Source organism: Anabaena sp. FACHB-83, assembly GCF_014697485.1.
Classification (GTDB): Bacteria; Cyanobacteriota; Cyanobacteriia; order Cyanobacteriales; family Nostocaceae; genus Nostoc_B.
In genome coordinates, this window is the sequence record NZ_JACJRY010000080.1 from 1 (window position 1) to 17,525 (window position 17,525).

At 39.2% G+C, this 17,525-nt stretch carries 12 protein-coding genes and 2 pseudogenes; 4 read left to right on the top strand and 10 right to left on the bottom strand.

The genetic code is table 11. From position 1 onward, the window contains the following. Positions 1 to 58: 58 nt before the first annotated feature. The 5 genes from H6G79_RS34720 to H6G79_RS34740 all read right to left on the bottom strand — a co-directional run bounded on the left by H6G79_RS34720 (position 59) and on the right by H6G79_RS34740 (position 6,589). Complete coding sequence (locus H6G79_RS34720; protein WP_199334140.1) at positions 59 to 943, bottom strand: O-methyltransferase; 885 nt, start codon at positions 941 to 943, stop codon at positions 59 to 61. Positions 944 to 948: 5 nt separating this feature from the next. Then, positions 949 to 2,280 carry an ATP-binding protein gene (locus H6G79_RS34725; RefSeq protein ID WP_190595052.1) on the bottom strand — a complete coding sequence of 444 codons (1,332 nt, stop codon included), beginning with the start codon at positions 2,278 to 2,280 and terminating at the stop codon, positions 949 to 951. 220 nt (positions 2,281 to 2,500) lie between these two features. Next, a complete protein-coding gene (gene glmS / locus H6G79_RS34730) occupies positions 2,501 to 4,369 on the bottom strand; it encodes a glutamine--fructose-6-phosphate transaminase (isomerizing) (RefSeq protein WP_190595051.1) in 1,869 nt (622 codons plus the stop codon). 721 nt (positions 4,370 to 5,090) lie between these two features. Then, a complete protein-coding gene (gene psaC / locus H6G79_RS34735; protein ID WP_190595050.1) occupies positions 5,091 to 5,336 on the bottom strand; it encodes a photosystem I iron-sulfur center protein PsaC in 246 nt (81 codons plus the stop codon). Between the two features lie 299 nt (positions 5,337 to 5,635). Then, positions 5,636 to 6,589, bottom strand: coding sequence for a Rieske 2Fe-2S domain-containing protein (locus H6G79_RS34740; protein ID WP_190595049.1), 954 nt, complete (start codon positions 6,587 to 6,589; stop codon positions 5,636 to 5,638). 155 nt (positions 6,590 to 6,744) lie between these two features. Here H6G79_RS34740 and H6G79_RS34745 point away from each other — a divergent pair. From H6G79_RS34745 to H6G79_RS34750, 3 genes and pseudogenes are all read left to right on the top strand, one after another. Continuing rightward, a pseudogene (locus H6G79_RS34745) lies at positions 6,745 to 7,314 on the top strand (TetR/AcrR family transcriptional regulator); the annotation flags it as partial. 48 nt (positions 7,315 to 7,362) lie between these two features. Next, positions 7,363 to 7,464, top strand: a pseudogene (locus tag H6G79_RS37845) (IS1 family transposase); the annotation flags it as partial. Positions 7,465 to 7,590: 126 nt separating this feature from the next. After that, complete coding sequence (locus H6G79_RS34750; protein ID WP_190595047.1) at positions 7,591 to 8,217, top strand: hypothetical protein; 627 nt, start codon at positions 7,591 to 7,593, stop codon at positions 8,215 to 8,217. Between the two features lie 43 nt (positions 8,218 to 8,260). Here H6G79_RS34750 and H6G79_RS34755 read toward each other — a convergent pair whose 3' ends face one another. From H6G79_RS34755 to H6G79_RS34765, 3 genes are all read right to left on the bottom strand, one after another. After that, on the bottom strand, positions 8,261 to 9,691 hold the full coding sequence (locus H6G79_RS34755) for a cell wall metabolism sensor histidine kinase WalK (protein ID WP_190595053.1): 1,431 nt from the start codon (positions 9,689 to 9,691) through the stop codon (positions 8,261 to 8,263). Next, entirely contained in the window at positions 9,688 to 10,401 is a 714-nt protein-coding gene (locus H6G79_RS34760; RefSeq protein WP_190595046.1) for a DUF4079 domain-containing protein, read from the bottom strand. Before H6G79_RS34760 ends, H6G79_RS34755 begins: the two co-directional genes overlap by 4 nt. 142 nt (positions 10,402 to 10,543) lie before the next feature. After that, on the bottom strand, positions 10,544 to 11,011 hold the full coding sequence (locus H6G79_RS34765; protein ID WP_190595045.1) for a DM13 domain-containing protein: 468 nt from the start codon (positions 11,009 to 11,011) through the stop codon (positions 10,544 to 10,546). 270 nt (positions 11,012 to 11,281) lie between these two features. On the opposite strand from H6G79_RS34765, the gene H6G79_RS34770 reads away from it, so the two are divergent. After that, a complete protein-coding gene (locus H6G79_RS34770; protein ID WP_190595044.1) occupies positions 11,282 to 13,576 on the top strand; it encodes a glycosyltransferase in 2,295 nt (764 codons plus the stop codon). A gap of 650 nt (positions 13,577 to 14,226) precedes the next feature. Here the strand turns inward: H6G79_RS34770 and H6G79_RS34775 are convergent. After that, entirely contained in the window at positions 14,227 to 15,567 is a 1,341-nt protein-coding gene (locus H6G79_RS34775) for a TldD/PmbA family protein (RefSeq protein WP_190595043.1), read from the bottom strand. Positions 15,568 to 15,772: 205 nt separating this feature from the next. Continuing rightward, on the bottom strand, positions 15,773 to 17,245 hold the full coding sequence (locus H6G79_RS34780; RefSeq protein ID WP_190595042.1) for a TldD/PmbA family protein: 1,473 nt from the start codon (positions 17,243 to 17,245) through the stop codon (positions 15,773 to 15,775). Positions 17,246 to 17,525 lie beyond the last annotated feature (280 nt).

The following is a 17,525-nucleotide window of genomic DNA, read 5'->3' on the forward strand; positions in this document are numbered from 1 at the left end:
TTTTTTGAAGATGTGCTGCAACTATTTTTTCTCGAAGATCGACAGAGTATGACTTCATTTAGAGGTATTTATATTTTAATTTATTGTACCTCATAACAGACGCAAGTGCTGTAAGTGTCAGATTTGGTACGTTTATTTCATAAGGATTATCTGATTCTATTGCATTAAAATTCTTACTAAACTTACATTGTTCTGCCAGATTACAGTAGTTCTGTTCAAAAAGGAGCCATCCAACTGTTAACATACGACAACCATCAGCATAACGAAAATCAAAAATCTGTTTATAATTAAGCTTATCGCCTTCAGAACGTGCTGAATTAGCGTTCCTAATACTTTCTTTAAGTTGATTATTGATTATTCTTTTATACAGATTTCCTAGCTTCTTGCCAGTTAAATCAATCGGCTTGATGTCTATAGGAATTTTTTCATTAGGAAGTCTTTCTCGTAACTTATCTTCTCTAAATTCATCTATCTGTTCTCTAGTAAGACCTTCCTCTTTAGGTCGTTCTTGCTCTGCACTAACTGTAACAATTAACACACTTCCAGATACTAATTTGCTTATAAGAGTATCAATATCATCTAGAATTGTTTTTTCTAATGGGCTATCATAATCAAGCCATACAATTGATTTTTTATTCCATTCAATTGTTGGCAGAACTTCATAGGAAGCTCCGTACTTGATTTCTATACACCCAAAAGGTTTATTATATTCAAAACGATCTTTCGCGTGCATATCTTTTTCTATACTTATCATGTCCTCAATATGTAAGGATTTATGAAAAAGAATAAAGTCACTAAAGTAAGTTGAGCCAAAACCTACGTATCTATAACTTGTAAGTTCTCCGAACGGATTTAAGCATCGGAGAGAATCACATATCATTTTTCTTTCAACTGCTTTTGCAGGACGAAGACTGTAATTAATTTTTGAATAGCTACCAGCCATCACCCTTATCCTTCATTGTTTAAATAGTAATCAAAGGTTTTTTCACCAACGTCTTTATTCGATGAAACATTTAATAGTTCTTTAACTCGCTCAATGTCTTCAGTTGGTTTGTTATATTGTATGGTGCCACGGCTCTGACGAGGCGGAATTGCTGATTGCTCAGGAAGTTGAAAAGTGGTACTTGTATCTACTTCAAATACAGAGTGAATTGAAGTTTGCAAATACGCTCGCTCAAGTAAACTCTCAGATATCTCACCACGCTCTACACGACTCTTTTCATCTGCCATTTTTCTTAAAAATGTAAGAACGGGAACCGTTAGTTCAGATACTTCTTGTTTAATTGATTTGTAGATTGGTGAGTCGTAGTCAATCCCTGTTTTTGTTGTCGTCCAAGGTAAATAAGCAGCATCATCAGACTCGAAAAAAGCATAACCTCTAAAAAATGCAAAATCAGCATGATATTTCGGGAAACCACTTTTTGTACCCCAGCCCATTATTTCAGTTTGGTCAGCTTCAAGAACCATCCTTTCATTGCAGAATACATACCATCCGCCTTCATTTAAATTTCTATCTGATACACCAGCATACAAGCTAACCCGCACTGGCGTATCTATTTCATGGCTTCCAAAGTATTTATACTCTTTTTCAAATTTTGCCACTTTAATATTGTCAGAAGTACGAAAATTAAGGGGAGTTGGGCGCAGATCCTCATTATTTATACTGATGCTTAAGCCTTTTTTTATTTTTAATGAATATGCAATAGTTAATTCTTGCCTTAATTGCGATAGAAAATTTTCTAATCCTAAATCTTCTGACACACTCTCATGCAATTGTTCAATTAATATTCGAGTTCCGATTTCACTGGATTCGTAATCACCATCTTCTTGAACTTCTAAAAATTCAAATGTCCATTCATCTTTATTTTTCCATTCATCTACATCTTCTGAAACTACAAATTTCGAGCTAGAGGTAGTTGATTGAACTGTAAATTTTTTTCCAATCTTGAAAAAAGCTCGCTTCATCCCAATTCCAAATCTTCCAATTGATTTTGGCGTTACTGCTGCATCATTGGCTCTTCCAAACTTGAAAGCATACTCCTCTGCTTCCTTGACGGTTATTCCTCCACAATTATCTTGAATTTGAAAGTACTCTTTGTTGGCTAAAATTTTTATCCAAAGCCCTTCATAATTCTCATTGCTCTGTAAATGAGTTGCGCCATCTACTGAGTTATCAACAAGATCAATAATCGCACGAATAAGCGGTATATCTCGCACCAACATATATATGAATAAATCTTTAGTTGGTTCAGCATTAATTACCCGTGAATTATCACTCATCTGATTTGCTTCTTTATGAAATATGCTTTTTATAGCCTAGTTTAGGCATAAATTTAGCTTAAGTCTATTCCTTTCTGCCCCTAACCATAAAAATAACCTCTGGAAGTTATCGAATTTGTACATGGTACAATCGTACTCCCTTAGAGGTTATTGTTCAATCGTTTTATGAGTTGTTGAACCGAATTATTCGTCTACAATTTACTGAAATATTCGTATCTATTTATTCCACTGTCACTGATTTTGCCAGGTTACGAGGCTGGTCAACGTCTAAACCGCGACGGGCGGCGATGTGATAAGCCAATAGTTGCAGAGGTACAACTGTAAGTATTGGCGATAATAATTCATCGACTGATGAAACGGGGAGCAAGTCGTTAAATATTTCTGCTGCTTCGCCATCTTTTACAGGTGTTACACCAATTAAGCGAGAATCTCTGGCTTTGGCTTCTTGGGCGTTAGAAATTACCTTTTCATATACATTACCAGGAACCGCGATCGCCACTACCGGAACTTTCGCATCTAATAATGCAATGGGGCCGTGTTTCATTTCCCCAGCCGGATAACCTTCGGCGTGAATGTAGCTAATTTCTTTTAATTTCAAAGCTCCTTCTAAAGCAATGGGGAAGTTAATTCCTCTTCCTAAAAAGATGAAATCTTGAGTATCAGCAAATTCATGGGCTAAATGTTCGGTTAAACGTTCTTGACTTGCCAATGTTTCTTCAATTTCTTGAGGAATTTGTCGCAGTCCGTTAATAATTTGCTCGATAGTTTCTTTGGGAATTGTTTGACGACGGGCAGCTAAATCTAAGGCTAAAGCATAAAACGCCATCAATTGGGCAATAAATGTTTTTGTTGCTGCTACGCCAATTTCTATCCCAGCTAAGGTACTAATAATATTAGGAACCATGTGACCAAGGCTACTTTCTGGGCGGTTGGTAATCCCTAAAAGTCGCGCTTGATATTTCGCCTCTTGACCTTGGCGGCGTTCTTTTTCCATTGCTAAAGCTGCTAAGGTATCGGCAGTTTCACCAGATTGAGTAACACCAATAATTAATGTATTTGGTGTTAGTGGTGATGGTGCATAGCGATATTCCGAAGCGTAGTGTACTTGGGTGGGAATTTCTGCTAATTGTTCTAATAAGTGTTTGCCAACTAAAGCGGCGTGCCAACTTGTACCACAGGCGACGATGTGAATTTGTTCTAAATCTGCGTAGAGTGATTCAGACAAGCCAAGATTAATAGGCGACACAGACGCATCACTGGAATTATCAAAATATGCTTCTAAATTAGCTCTTACTACTCCTGGCTGCTCGTAAATTTCTTTGAGCATGAAGTGTTTGAATCCCTGCTTTTCAACCATTGTGGGACTCAAGTTAAGCATCCGGGGTTGTTTTTTCAACCTCTCGCCAGCAAAGTTGTAAATTTCCACGCCTAATGGTGTGAGGCGGGCAATTTCCCCGTTTTCTAAGGGTAATACGGCACGGGTGTAAGCAACGATCGCCGGCGTATCGGAAGCGCAGAAAAATTCACCTTGTCCAAATCCAATTACTAAAGGTGCTTGTTGACGCACTACAATTAATTCGTCGGGATAATCAGCCGAAATCACTGCGATCGCAAATCCACCTTCTAGCTGATTAGCAGCTTGACGAACTGCATCTAAAAAATTTAACTCTGGATTTTTTAATAATTCTGCAATCAGATGGGGAATTACTTCTGTATCAGTTTCCGAACGAAACTCATGTCCTTTTTGTTTTAAGTCTTCCCGTAACTCGCGGTAATTTTCCACAATGCCATTTTGAACTACCGCAATACGTAATGCTGTATCCAAATGGGGATGAGCATTGTACTCTTCTGGTTTACCATGAGTAGCCCAGCGAGTATGACCAATGCCAATTTGAGCCGGATTTTCTAGCTGTTCCAGTTTAGAACGCAGGTTATGTAGTTTTCCTTTCGCCCTAACACAATTAACTTCACCTTCCCAAATTGTGGCGATTCCCGCAGAATCGTAGCCTCTATACTCTAGTTTTTCCAGTCCAGACAGTAAAATTTCTGTTGCTGCTTGAGTGCCGATATACCCGACGATTCCACACATTGCTCACACCATTTTGGTTTTAGGATTATTAAATCCAGTATAGATGTTGGCAAAAGGGGTATATGGCTATAGGAGGAATACATTAAACTCAGGCAAAATTAAATAACTAACCCACTTAATCTCATTACAAGTCCGTTTTATACCTAACTACGAGTGCGGCTTTGTCCTGTGTGTAGTTCTAATAAATCTGGTGTAGCGAGAAAGCCAAAGTAAATAGCGATCGCAACAGTAATTTCATGAAGCCAGACATCATTCCCAAAAAGGTTTTAGAGGATGTTTGAAAAGTATTGGGCAAATAGAATTCGCTACTACACAAGCAAAGTCCACACTTCGACAACCTCAGTGACCTCCTACGTGGACTAACACAAAACCAACAAATAACAAATAATGACTCCACAAAAAACGCAAAAATGATTTTGGAGGGGGCTTGGGGGACGCAACCGTCCCCCAATCGGGGGTGTGGGGGAGAATCCCCCAAATCTTGTTCATTATCTGATAGGTAGAGCAGAAATTGAGAAATCAACTCTCATCACCTTAACTGAACCTAAGTTCTCACAAAAAAAAAGGAGCAACTTGCTCCTTCTGCCACTAAGGTATGTTTATGGTTTTTGAAGTGTTTACCCTAGTAAGGTGGGCATAACCCACCCTACAGTGCTAAAAAAGCTTGCTATGGAGACACTTAATTGAAAGTCTGATGAGAAATTTTAGAATAAATTCCGCATCAATAACCTAGACCCATGCTGCGAGTTGTTTCAGCGCCCAGGTAAACCCGGATGCTCAAAAAGTCGGTGGGGCAGGCAGTTTCACAACGTTTGCAGCCTACACAGTCTTCTGTGCGGGGAGAGGAGGCAATTTGAGCAGCTTTACAGCCGTCCCAGGGTACCATCTCTAGCACGTCAGTAGGGCAGGCGCGAACACATTGAGTGCAGCCAATACAGGTATCGTAGATTTTTACGGTATGAGACATTGAAAAAAGGCTCCTTTCGAGTTCTCTTCTCTGCGAAAGAATCATAATCAAGGCATAGTTTACCGCAGTGGCTTATCCAGAGTAAGTAAAAGGCTACATAACTTCAAACAATGTAATAGGCACGTTTTAAAGTTAAAATTTGCGAAATTTCTCTGTTTCCTTATAAATCAGCTACAGAAGAGCAGCGTGTTTCCCTCATTTGTTAACTACCTTCAAGACTTGGTGTAAAGATATGTAAACAAAAACGGTCAAGGGTAGGGACGCACAGATAATTTCAAACATCAAACCGGATTACCATATTACCAATCTTGATATAGTTTTTGAGCATGAAACATAATTTCCTCTTTTGGTAGGCGAATTTTAGGTGTTTGACGAGGATAGGATGTTTCAATAGCGCGTGTATCTTGCTCAACAACAGTTGTGACTGCACTCAACATTGAGCGTCTCAATAAAGGTAGCAAAATTGGGTGTTTGGGTTTGCTGAAGACCAACACAAAGGTTTTAGTGTGAGTTTCTGTTTCTGGATATAAGATATGCACCTGCAAAATTTCTCCTAGTAAAAAAGAGGTGCGAAAAGTTAGCAGTGGGGGAAACGCATATTCTAAAATGCCAGTGTAGGTTTTAGGTGCGGTCAAAACAACAGGATTGCGGATGATATCATTCCAGGTGCTATCCTCGCGCTCTAGTTCCTGGACAACTTTCACCCAATATCCTTCATGTTCAAACACCGGCACGCGATTAGCTTTAATACCAAATAAGTCGCGGTGTGTGCCGCTTTGATGGTTGTAGTCATAGTTAATTAACAAGTTATCTAAAAAAGTGCCACGGATGCTTTTTTCCCCAGCTACACCGACAAAACTCATACCTGCACTCACTTTTGGGATGAGGTCTGGGACGGGAATTTTTGGAACATGACCAGCATAAGTCCAAATACAGTCATCTTTGATGATTAATTCTAGGGGCGTGAGCAGTGGTTGAGTGCCTATTTGACCGGACTGATGTAACCTTCCTTGTCCATCAAATTCTAAGGCGTGAAAGGGACAAGCAATTGTATTCCTTTCTTGACAAATCCAGCCATCAGATAAAGGTGCTTGCAGATGGGGACAAACGTTATCTAGGGCGAAAATTTCACCTTGCTGATTTTGCCAGAGGACATAATCTTGACCATTCAGCGCCACTTTATAAGGCTTGTTAATACCCAGCATGGAACGGTGGGCAATTAACCACGGTGCGCCAGGGAGAATGACTGCCATAAAAGCCTCCTAGTTAAAGTTATGTGAGACTATAGCGATCGCTATAATCTCCCAAGGTTTAAAGTAAATTGTGACGAAACTTTCATATTTGTCTTCAAAATACGACAGATTATTCATGTTTGTCAAGAACTATGGCTATGAGTAAACCTGATCTGATGCGCCGTCAACCCAAGCAAAAGCGGAGTCAGCAAAGGGTTGAAAAAATCCTCAAAGCAGCAGCCGAAGTTTTTGCAGAGGTGGGTTATGAAGCTGCAACTACTCATCAAATTGCGGCGAAAGCAGAAACAGCCATTGGTTCGCTGTATCAGTTTTTTCCCGATAAACTCGCCATATTTCATGCACTCGAAGCTATACACATGGAACGGGTGACAGCAATTTTGAGCAAAATTATGCAGTCAAACGACAAGCATCAGTCATTATCTGAGTTTATTGAGTTTACAGTAGATATTTACGCCCAATATTTTGCAGATCCCATCCCTCGCGTTGTCTATATTCAATATTTTGTCGCACCAGAATTATTTAAATTATTTGACGAAACCTTTGATAAGCAACTAATTCAACAATTCGCCGCCTTTTTTCGCCAGTGGAACCCAGACTTAACTGTAGAAAAAAGTGAACTCCTATCGGAAACAGTGCATCGAACTTATAACGCTTTACTGTTGAATGCACTGAAACAGGATGAGAGTAAACGTCAAGCCCTTTATGCTGAACTCAAAACATTGTTAATTGCGTATTTAACACCATACACTCTGCCACAGCAAGTAATGAAAGTAATGATATGTCCTTATTGTCAGTCATCCCGCGTATCGAAAAATGGGCATCGTCACGGAAAGCAACGCTATCTCTGTAAAGATTGTGGTAAACAGTTTTTGGAAAGGTTGAGTTTGTAGTTAGGAAGTTGTTTGTGGAGATGGGGTGTATGGGTGTGGGGACAAGGGAATATCTTGCACCTAGTCCCGACGAATGGAATTTAGAAAGTCTATTAAAAATAAAGTGGATTAATGGAAATTATTTTTAATCGTCCTAGCGAAGTGTATTTAGAAAACAAGAGAGGGTTAGAGACTATTGATACTAATCAATTATTTTTGTTAGTGAACAAATCTGTAGAGCCAACAGCAGACATTATTAAGAAGCTTTATCAAAAAAAAATATGGCAAAAGGATGTATATAATCAAAGTATTAACATCTCTAAAAATATGATTTTTATTTTTCAATTATTAGGTCATCCTTGGAGTATAATATTTCTAGATTTTTCTGGTGTTTTAATTAAGGAAGAAGATGCACAAATAATCTCTCAGAGCTTACAAACCAATGCAATTTATTATAGAGGTAGTGATACTAGCAGTACGGCAAAATACCTACTATATAGTAAAGGTATTATGATAGAAAAATATATTTTTGAGAATGGAGTGATAGCAGAATTTCAATCACTTGAGAGAAACCTTGATGTAAATAATATTTCTAGAGGTACTATTGTAGATAGATTAGTTACAGAAAGAGATGCCTACATACCTAGTATTTATTGGGATTATTCACCAAATGAAGAAATAAATTTTTGCGGACGAAATGTTTTAAAATTTACAAATCTTTTTCCAGAAGATATTATTCGTATGGACTGCTTATCCTAATTTTAGTTCAGTCGATTAGTGCAAGATGTGAAGAAGGGGTTGTTTAATTTGATAAATAAGCTGGTAGGGTAATTGTAAATGTACTGCCTTCACCTAAACGCGATCGCACTGTTACATGACCATTCATACCTTCGACTAGGGTTTTAACTATTGATAGTCCTAAACCACAGCCACCGGTGGAACTGCTGCGGGCTTCATCGATGCGGTAAAATCGCTCAAAAATCCTGGACTGATGTTGTAAAGGAATACCATAGCCTTGGTCGTAAACTTCAATAATGGCTTGGTCGGCTTGTTGATAAAACTTGATAGTTACAGGGGTTTCTGGTGCAGAATATTTAAAGGCGTTATCAACTAAATTAATTAAAACTTGTTTGAGGCGGTTGTAGTCGGCTTTAGCGGCGATTGCTGGGTTAGTTGATTCAATGCTAATCTGGCGATCGCTATAAGTTTTCGCCATCACCACAACTTCGGTAATTAAGTCATTTAATGAGCAACTTTCGAGGCGAAATAGCAAATTACCACTATCAGCCCTGGCTAAATCAAGTAAATCTTGTAATAGTCGAATGGTGCGTTCGGCTTCTGCGGCGGCGGTGGCTAAAGCTTCTTGCTGCACTTCGGTTAAATTATGCTGTCGTCGCAACACACTTTGTAAGTAACCATGTACAATGGTCAGGGGTGTGCGTAATTCGTGAGATACATTACTGACAAATTGTCGCTCTTGTTCCCAAGATTGGAACAGCCGCGATAACATCATGTTGTAGGTTTGAGTTAATTCTCGAACTTCGCTAGGGGCATTTTCTAAATAAATTTGTGCTTGTCCTAAGTCTGCAAGGGAAATAACTTCTGTCATTTGACTTAACTGACGTAGGGGTTGCAGGGAACGTTTAATGTAAAATGCGATCGCAACAGAAATAATTGTAATAGTGATAATACTGCCAATTCCCAAACTCTGCACAATCACTAAAAACATGCTTTGTTCTTGGGTAACATCCTGCACAACAAATAAAGTTCCCACAGTCTGATTTTGTAATCTCAAACTACTCCCACACATCACAAAGTAGCTTTTACCCATTTCTTGAGCTATGGGTTTCATGGATGTCTGAGTTAAATTCATCAACTCAGCTACTTTTTTTGGTGGTAATTTATTTAAATTATCTGACTGGGCTATTATCTGATTTTTAGGATTTTTCACCCATAAATATGTATTTGTAGTACTTAAATTATTAATTGCACTTTGCAGCCCATTTTCTTCAGGTATTATTTCTGTATAAAGCTCTACATAATAAGGCAAATGTTGAGTAATTTGTTGAATATTATTTTTATAACTATTAATTAAAAATTGCTGCATTTTCCAGCTTGTCCAGATAGCTAGGCTACCTAATCCTAAAGCCGAAACCGCAGCAATGCCAATTGTCAGTCGAACACGTAATGAAAAAGGATCAATTATCCGAAAGATTCTCTGAATTTGGTTCACTTCGGTGCTTGAGGGTTGGGTGTTAGACAAGTTTTATTCACATAATCGCACTGATAAATATAAGGTTCCTGCCAACTCAAGGGAATTTCTAATAAGTCTCTTGTACCTGTTAATCCTTGTCCAATAAACAGTAAAAGAGCAACACAGTTTAATATTGTATGAATTACCCGCCAGCGATGGGACTTATAAATATCTTGCACAATTGCTAAGGAAAAAACCATCAGTAGAGATGCAGCAATGCCAATGTAGTAGTGTGACCAATACCATTCATTAGTCCGCCGATAGACTCCATCTTGACAGCCAAGAACTACTAAACCAATACCAGTTAAGGTAGCAAAAATCGCTCGCCATGATTTATTTTTGGCTTGATAAAGCAGTACTAAAGAAGCAATCGTCGCCAAAAACATTAATATGATAAAAATTACTTGAAAATTAGCAGTATTCCACAATTGCTTTTTGATAATGTTTTTACCAATGGGATATGCTAAACCGACTAATGTTAAGCCAACAACAGCACTGGTTAACCAATCACCCAATTGTTTATGCTCTTTACCAACGACTGGCGGAATTTTACTCTTACCTTCGGCTAAATTTTGCAACCGCCGTTGACGAGTTTGCCAAGCAAAGTTAACAACATTGCCAATTAACGGAAAGACAAAAATAACTGCGATCGCTGGATGTAAAAGCCCAAGAAAATCTGCTGTTTCCATAAATCTTTTGTATTATAACTATTTTGAATTTGCAATGTGTTTAGTATTTAAAATTAAAAATTTTACCAAAAAAATACTAAATATTACAATCTGAAATATTCAAATATCAACCCATACAGTTAATTATGGGTTGAAATACTGTTTAACCACCCAGACTAGCATAACCAAAAGTAGCATTAAATTTACGACACCAAACCGCTACTGATCTATATCCAGACAAATTAAGATTTCCCGGTAAAGCATAGCTTTGGCTACCACTAAATTTTCTTAAGCGACCAACTAAAACGTAATCTTTAGCTCTTAAACCATAGATTTTGGGCGCAGCAGAACGATGTAAAATTACGTACACATCAGGGCCGCTACTGGTTTTAAAATTCTGGCTAAATTGTAAATATCTGGTTCTGTTTCTGGTCACAATGCTAACTCTTCCGCGAGTTGCATGTTCGCCATTGCGGAAATTAGCAGACTGACCTACAGCCGCAGCTAATTGATTAATTGAAGTTTGAGCAACAGGTGTAGAAGTTGATGCCTGATATGCGGTCACTTCTGAAATAGAACCTAAACTAACAGTTGCAATCATCCCCAGGATAGCTAAACTCTGAAATTTCATAGTGTTTACATCCTCAATTACTGCTATATGAGAAGAATTTATAGCCGTCTTTGATGATGAATATTAAATTACGCTGAGAATTAGCTAAAAATTTGGTTCAGCCATTTTTATCAGAATTTAATTCTAGTTAATTTTACACTTAATTTTTAGCGAAAAAAGCTAACAAGATGATTTTTGTCCCGAATAATTGAACATAACTCTTGTGAATAGACTATATAATATTTCCATTCAAGTCAGTCAGATTTTTTAGTTATTTAGGAGATTAATCAAGTGCAGAAACCTGAACTTGCCAGAGTTAATCTTTTGAATCGAGGAGAGAAAAATAACGATGATTTAATTACACAAAGAGTTATTCTATTTCGCTTAGTGGCGTTCATACTTTTGAGCATTGTGATTTTATCTGGCTTGCTGGTAGCAGGTTGGTTTGCAGGTGAAATGACAATTAATCAGTTTTTTGCTCAAATTCACACTTGGCAAATGCAGCCGCCAATGTGGTTAGAAGCGCCAATGGTACATAATAAATATTTACTTTCGCTCACATTAGCGTTGCTAGTCACAATGTTTGCGGTGATGAAACTGTCACCCCAACCGCGTGTTTGGTCACAAAGGTTAGTCGTTGGCATATTAATTATTTTGACTGTACGTTATTTATTATGGCGATCGCTCTCTACCTTTAACTTGGTTGATCCCTTAAATGGCACAATTAGTTTAGGCTTATTCGTCCTAGAAATTGTGATCATTTCTAGCGGCTTGATTGAACTATTTTTAATGTTAAATATTAAAGAACGTCACCGGGAAGCCGATGAAAAATCCATCGAGGTGATTAATGGTGAGTTTACGCCATCTGTAGATATTTTGATTCCTACATATAACGAGCCAGAATTTATTGTGCGGCGTACGATTATGGGTTGTCAAGCCCTAGATTATCCCGAAAAAAACATCTATCTTTTGGATGATAATCGGCGTACAGAAATGCGAGAATTAGCCGCCGAACTGGGATGTTACTACATTAGCCGCCCAAATAACCAACATGCCAAAGCCGGCAACCTCAATAATGCCCTGACACAAACTAGTAGTGACTTAATCGCTGTTTTTGATGCCGATTTTGTGCCTACCACTAACTTTCTCTTGCGGACTGTGGGTTTTTTTCAAGATGAAACCATAGCCATAGTGCAAACACCACAAAGTTTTTATAATGCTGACCCCATCGCCCGAAATCTTGGTTTAGAAAATATTCTCACCCCTGATGAAGAAATTTTTCATCGCCATGTCCAATCAGTCCGAGATAATGTTGAAAGTGCAATTTGCGCGGGTACTTCTTTTGTAATGCGTCGTGCTGCATTAGAAAAAACTGGAGGATTTGTTACCGAATCTTTATCCGAAGATTATTTTACAGGCGTTAATTTAGCTGCTTATGGCTATCGCATTATTTATTTAAATGAATTACTCAGTGCAGGTTTAGCCGCAGAAAACATCGCTGCTTATGCAACTCAACGTTTGCGCTGGGCGCAAGGTACACTCCAAGGGCTGTTTATTCAATCTAATCCGTTGATTCTGCCTGGATTGACTTTAACTCAAAGATTAGCTCATTTAGGAGGGTTTTTGAGTTGGTTTGCCAATGTCGCCCGAATTTCTTTTTTGTTAATGCCTTTGGCTTATTCATTTTTAGGTGTAATTCCCATTCGGGCAAACTTACCAGAATTAATTTATTTTTGGTTGCCTCTTTATGTAGTCAATTTAGCGGTATTTGCTTGGTTAAATAAATATTCGCGTTCGGCGTTTTTATCTGATATTTATTTTTTGGTGTTATGTTTTCCGGTAGCTTGGACAGTTATTCAATCTTTGTTGCGTCCCTTTGGCACAGGATTTAAAGTTACACCTAAAGGACTAAGTAGCGATCACTATACTTTTAACTGGAAATTAGCCTTACCTTTAATCATACTATTTATCGGTACAGCTATTAGTTTGTGGCAGAATCTCTGTATGAGCGTACTCAAACAAATGATAGCCACCCAAGTGCCTGCAATGGCTGAACAAACTGTGGGTGTGGGTGTGGGCTGGCTGTGGAGTATCTATAACTTAATCATGATTGGTTCAGCGATTTTAGTTTTTTTAGATGCACCCAAGACAGATAAATTTGAATGGTTTGATTTACGGCGAGTCGTAGAGTTAAAAATTGGTAGTGAAAGTTTTTGGGGTGTCACCACAATGATGTCAGAAATTGGTGCAGAGATAGCACTGACTCAGCAACCACCCATTGATTTATTAGTTGGTCAAACAGTCAAAATCAAAATCGCTGAAGAAAATTTACAGCTAAAAGCAGAAGTTGTCCATCAAGGATTTGCTAATGAGTTTCCGATTATTCGCCTCCAGTTTGAATCAGTCACTATTAGTCAACATCGTCATTTAGTAGAAATATTATTTTGTCGCCCTGGACAATGGAAGCGGCAAAATGCACCAGGAGAGTTAATTTCTCTCTGGTTAGTATTGAGAATATTGCTCAAACCCCGCTTTATTTTTAATCGCAAAATTGATGTTAGTCCGATGGTTGTGGCTAAGGTTTAAGAGGTTGTTTGAAAACTATAGGAATCCGGTTTGATTTCTGAATTTATTTGTGTAGGTAGGGAATGGGGAGTCGGGAGTAGGAAAGAAGCCCTGATCTGAGTGTACTGATTTTTTTCCCAAATCAAATATGAGTCCTATATTTGGTTAAGTAAGTCGTTTGGAAAAAACATATAGCTTTTCCTAGTCTGCTGAGGTACAAATTTATCTGCGTCTATCTGCGTCCATCTGCGGTTAATTATTCTTGCTTGTACTTCACTAGAATAAGAAATGCTATAACTATATTAAGAAAAGTAAATTAAACTAAAACTCTCTTCCCTCCTGCCTTTTCCCAACTACAAATATTTACGTCGCTCTACTTATGATGGTCAGCACTTCTAGATTCCCCCTCATCCCTCTTTAGTTTAGTGTTGGGTAGCGGTACAATCTACAATTGCGCCACCACCCAACCTACTTTTTTTGAGATGTTACGTGGTGTGCAACTTTCTCTCAAACCTAACCCCCAACCCCTTCCCTACAAGGGAAGGGGGGCAAGATTCAAAGCCTCTCTCCGCTTCGGGGAGCCAGCGCGTTGCGGAGGTTCCCTCCGTTGTAGCGACTGGCGTGAGAGGTTTGGAGAGGGGTTTCAAAAATAAGTTGCACATCGCGTGATGTTATTCCCCAGTAATGGAAAGTCCATCAACCCAAACTCTCGGAGAAACACCGCCTGGGGTTAATTCGACTTCTTTTTCTAGGTAAACAATTGACTTGAGAACTTCTAAGAAATCACCAGCAACCGTGGCTGATTCTATACTTGTCTTCTCGCCTTTGTTAATTAACCAGCCATCAAAAGGTAAAGAAAAGGAACCTTGTAAAGCTTTCACCCCAGCGTGCAGAGCATGTAAATCATCAATTAAAATGACATTTTCCGCAGTTGCTAAACTAAATTCTTGCTCAGGGGTTGCAGCAGCAAAGATATGATAAAAGTTAGGACTGACGCTAACTTTTGCACCAATACTTGCATTACCTGTTGGTTGAGCATTGAATCTTTTTGCAGTACCGGCACTGTGAAGAAAGCCTGTAAGTACACCATTCTCAATCAATTTTACCTGACGAGTTGGTGTTCCTTCGCCGTCAAAAGTTTCGGCAGCAATATTAGCCGGATGCAGTGCATCATCGTAGACTGAAAGTAATGGTGAAGCAATTTCTTTGCCTAAATCATCAGGTGTAGACAAACTTTGCTTATCTAGAATGCTTTGAGCATTGAATAAATTAGAAAAAGCACTCAACAAATTTAAAAAAGCATCGGGAGAGAAGACAACTAAATATTTACCAGACTTGATTTTTTCGTAGTTTAAGTGACTGATAGTTTTGTCTGCGGCTTCTTTGATGCAACCATTAATATCTAGTTCTGCAACACTACGGCTGATTCTAAAACTATTCCCGCTACGAGGTTTTTTATCTTCTTCTTCTGTTTTGCTGTACAGATAAACTGAGGCGATGGAGTTAGACTCGGTTCTAACTGCACCATCACTATTGAGATAAAATCTGTCAATATCTCTTTGTGCTAAACCGTTATAAGGTACGCCTTGAATTGCTGGATGAGCCGAAAGTAATTCTTTTTCTGCTACCAATAGTTTTTCTATTAGTTCAGAAACTGGAGCTTGGGGAGCTTTATCTTCGGATGGATGAGCAATAGGAACTGTTGCTTCTGGACTGAAATCTGGAACGTTTTCTTTAACACCAAAAAAACTAGCTTCGTAGGCAGTTTTTAAGGCTAATTCTAAGCCTTTGGGGTCTACATCTGTGGTACTGGTAATCCCAATTGTGTTTTGTTCGTTCCACACACGTACAGTAACACCAGAGCGATTGGAAGCTTTAACTTGTTTTGGCTCACCTTGATCTACTTGCACGCTCGTTTCGTCTATGGTTGAGCCATAAATGTCGAATTTTTTGATGCCAAGTTTATCAGCGTTTTCTTTGGCGTAATTGGCGATTTCTGTGATATTAGGCATAGTCAAATTTTAGATTTTGGATTTTAAATTAGGCGTTGCATAATTGCGGGATGATTTATCTCACGCAGAGGCGCAAAGACGCAGAGAGAATAAGGAGTTAAAAATTTCCAAGACATCAAATTCATCTCCTCATTCAGCAATGCCTTAAATTAACCGCAGATGGACGCAGATATCTGTGTACATCTGTGGTTTGATATGTGGATGATTAACGTCCACCTACAGTAATAGAATCAACTTTGATGTGTGGTTGTCCAACTGTGGTGTAGATACTGCCGCTAACAGAACCGCAGAAGCCGGGAGCTAATTCTAAATCTTGAGAACACATGGAAATTTTATTCATAATTTCCTTGGCTTCACCAATTAAAATTGCGCCTTTTAATGGTTTGGTAAGTTTGCCATTTTCTATTAAATAAGCTTCATCAACACTAAAGTTAAATTGGCCTGTAGCGCCAACACTACCACCACCCATTTTTTTACAGTAAATGCCTTTATCAATGGAGGCAAATAAATCTTCGTTGGTGTATTCGCCAGTGGCAATATATGTGTTACGCATCCGGCTGGCAGCAGCAAAGGTATAATTTTGGCGGCGGCCGCTACCTGTTCTGGGGTGTCCAGTGCGCCACGAACCGGCTCTATCTGCTAAGAAGTTTTTGAGAACGCCTTTTTCTATGAGTAATGTTCTTTGTGCCGGCATACCTTCATCATCCATATCGATTGTTCCGAAGGCATTGTCAGAACGACCTTCATCCCAAGCTGTTAAACTTTCGTGGGCGATTTTTTCGCCTTTTTTATCAGCAAAGGGGGTGGTGTTGCGCTCGATTTGAGTGGTTTCTAGTAGGTGTCCGCAGGCTTCGTGGAAGATTACTCCGCCAAAGTGATTGGCCATGATGATGGGGTAAGTACCAGATTCTACGTAATCTGCATACAGCATTTTGCCAGCAGATTCAGCTATTTGCTCGGCGGCTTGGGTGTAGTCCCAAGTTTTCAGGAAGTTAGGATCGCTGGTATTGCCTGCACGTTCACCGATAGAAGAACGATTCGCACCATCGGTAGACAATAAGTTAAATCCTACCGATTGGGTGAGGCGAATGTCACGGGCAAAGGTGCCATCACTAGATGCGACTAAAATTTCTTGCCAGTCTCGGAAATAAGTGGCGCGGCGAGATTGGATATGGCTGGCTTTTTTGTTCAGAGCCGCAGTTCCATCTAAGAGAACTTCGCCCATTTCGCGGATAGAGCTACACAGTTCTAGCCAACCATCTTTGCCTCTTTTGCTGGCGTAGTCGCGCAATAATTCCAGGTTGATTTCTGGGATGAAGGAATAAGGAGCGGGTAGTTGTAACCCTAAGATGGAAAGTCCTTTTTCTAAAGCTGCTTTTAAGCCAGTAAAGGAAAGGTCGTTGGTATTAACGTAGCAGTCGGCTTTGCCACGAAATACTCTGACACCTGCACCTGTGGACAAATTAGGCGAAATGCTGGTGATGGCATCGTCTTCTGCTAAACAATTAATGTAGTTGCGGCGCTCTAAGAAAAATTCAACGAAGTCAGCACCGGCGGCGCGTCCTAGTCCCAAAAGGGTTGCCAGGGGGGCTTCCCATGTTTCATCGAATCGTTCTGTCGTGGAGGAATATTTTAAAGTTGGTAGTTGGTTCGAGAGAAGTAGGGTACTTGTAAGCATGGTTAGCCTCGTCTGCTGGCTGAATTTCAGGGATTTAACTGAAAAATCCTAGTGTGTTAACTCTAGCAAATTTACCCAGGATGGAGGGAGTTGGGAGTGGGGAGTGGGGAGTTGGGAGTGGGGAGTTGGGAGTGGGGAGTGGGGAGTGGGGAGTGGGGAGTGGGGAGCTGACAGGTGTAGGTTTTTTACAAGGGTGTGAGTATTCATTCTCAGAGTCGGAAAATAAAAGAAGAAAAGCAAGTGAAAAAGAGGCTCAAATGCTAAAAAATGAGTACCTCAA

What these genes read in the sequence shown, in the direction of transcription:
- H6G79_RS34720 (WP_199334140.1), bottom strand. Translation starts at nt 943, where the DNA reads ATGGCTGGTAGCTATTCAAAAATTAATTACAGTCTTCGTCCTGCAAAA.
- H6G79_RS34725 (WP_190595052.1), bottom strand. Translation starts at nt 2,280, where the DNA reads ATGAGTGATAATTCACGGGTAATTAATGCTGAACCAACTAAAGATTTA.
- glmS (WP_190595051.1), bottom strand. Translation starts at nt 4,369, where the DNA reads ATGTGTGGAATCGTCGGGTATATCGGCACTCAAGCAGCAACAGAAATT.
- psaC (WP_190595050.1), bottom strand. Translation starts at nt 5,336, where the DNA reads ATGTCTCATACCGTAAAAATCTACGATACCTGTATTGGCTGCACTCAA.
- H6G79_RS34740 (WP_190595049.1), bottom strand. Translation starts at nt 6,589, where the DNA reads ATGGCAGTCATTCTCCCTGGCGCACCGTGGTTAATTGCCCACCGTTCC.
- H6G79_RS34750 (WP_190595047.1), top strand. Translation starts at nt 7,591, where the DNA reads ATGGAAATTATTTTTAATCGTCCTAGCGAAGTGTATTTAGAAAACAAG.
- H6G79_RS34760 (WP_190595046.1), bottom strand. Translation starts at nt 10,401, where the DNA reads ATGGAAACAGCAGATTTTCTTGGGCTTTTACATCCAGCGATCGCAGTT.
- H6G79_RS34765 (WP_190595045.1), bottom strand. Translation starts at nt 11,011, where the DNA reads ATGAAATTTCAGAGTTTAGCTATCCTGGGGATGATTGCAACTGTTAGT.
- H6G79_RS34775 (WP_190595043.1), bottom strand. Translation starts at nt 15,567, where the DNA reads ATGCCTAATATCACAGAAATCGCCAATTACGCCAAAGAAAACGCTGAT.
- H6G79_RS34780 (WP_190595042.1), bottom strand. Translation starts at nt 17,245, where the DNA reads ATGCTTACAAGTACCCTACTTCTCTCGAACCAACTACCAACTTTAAAA.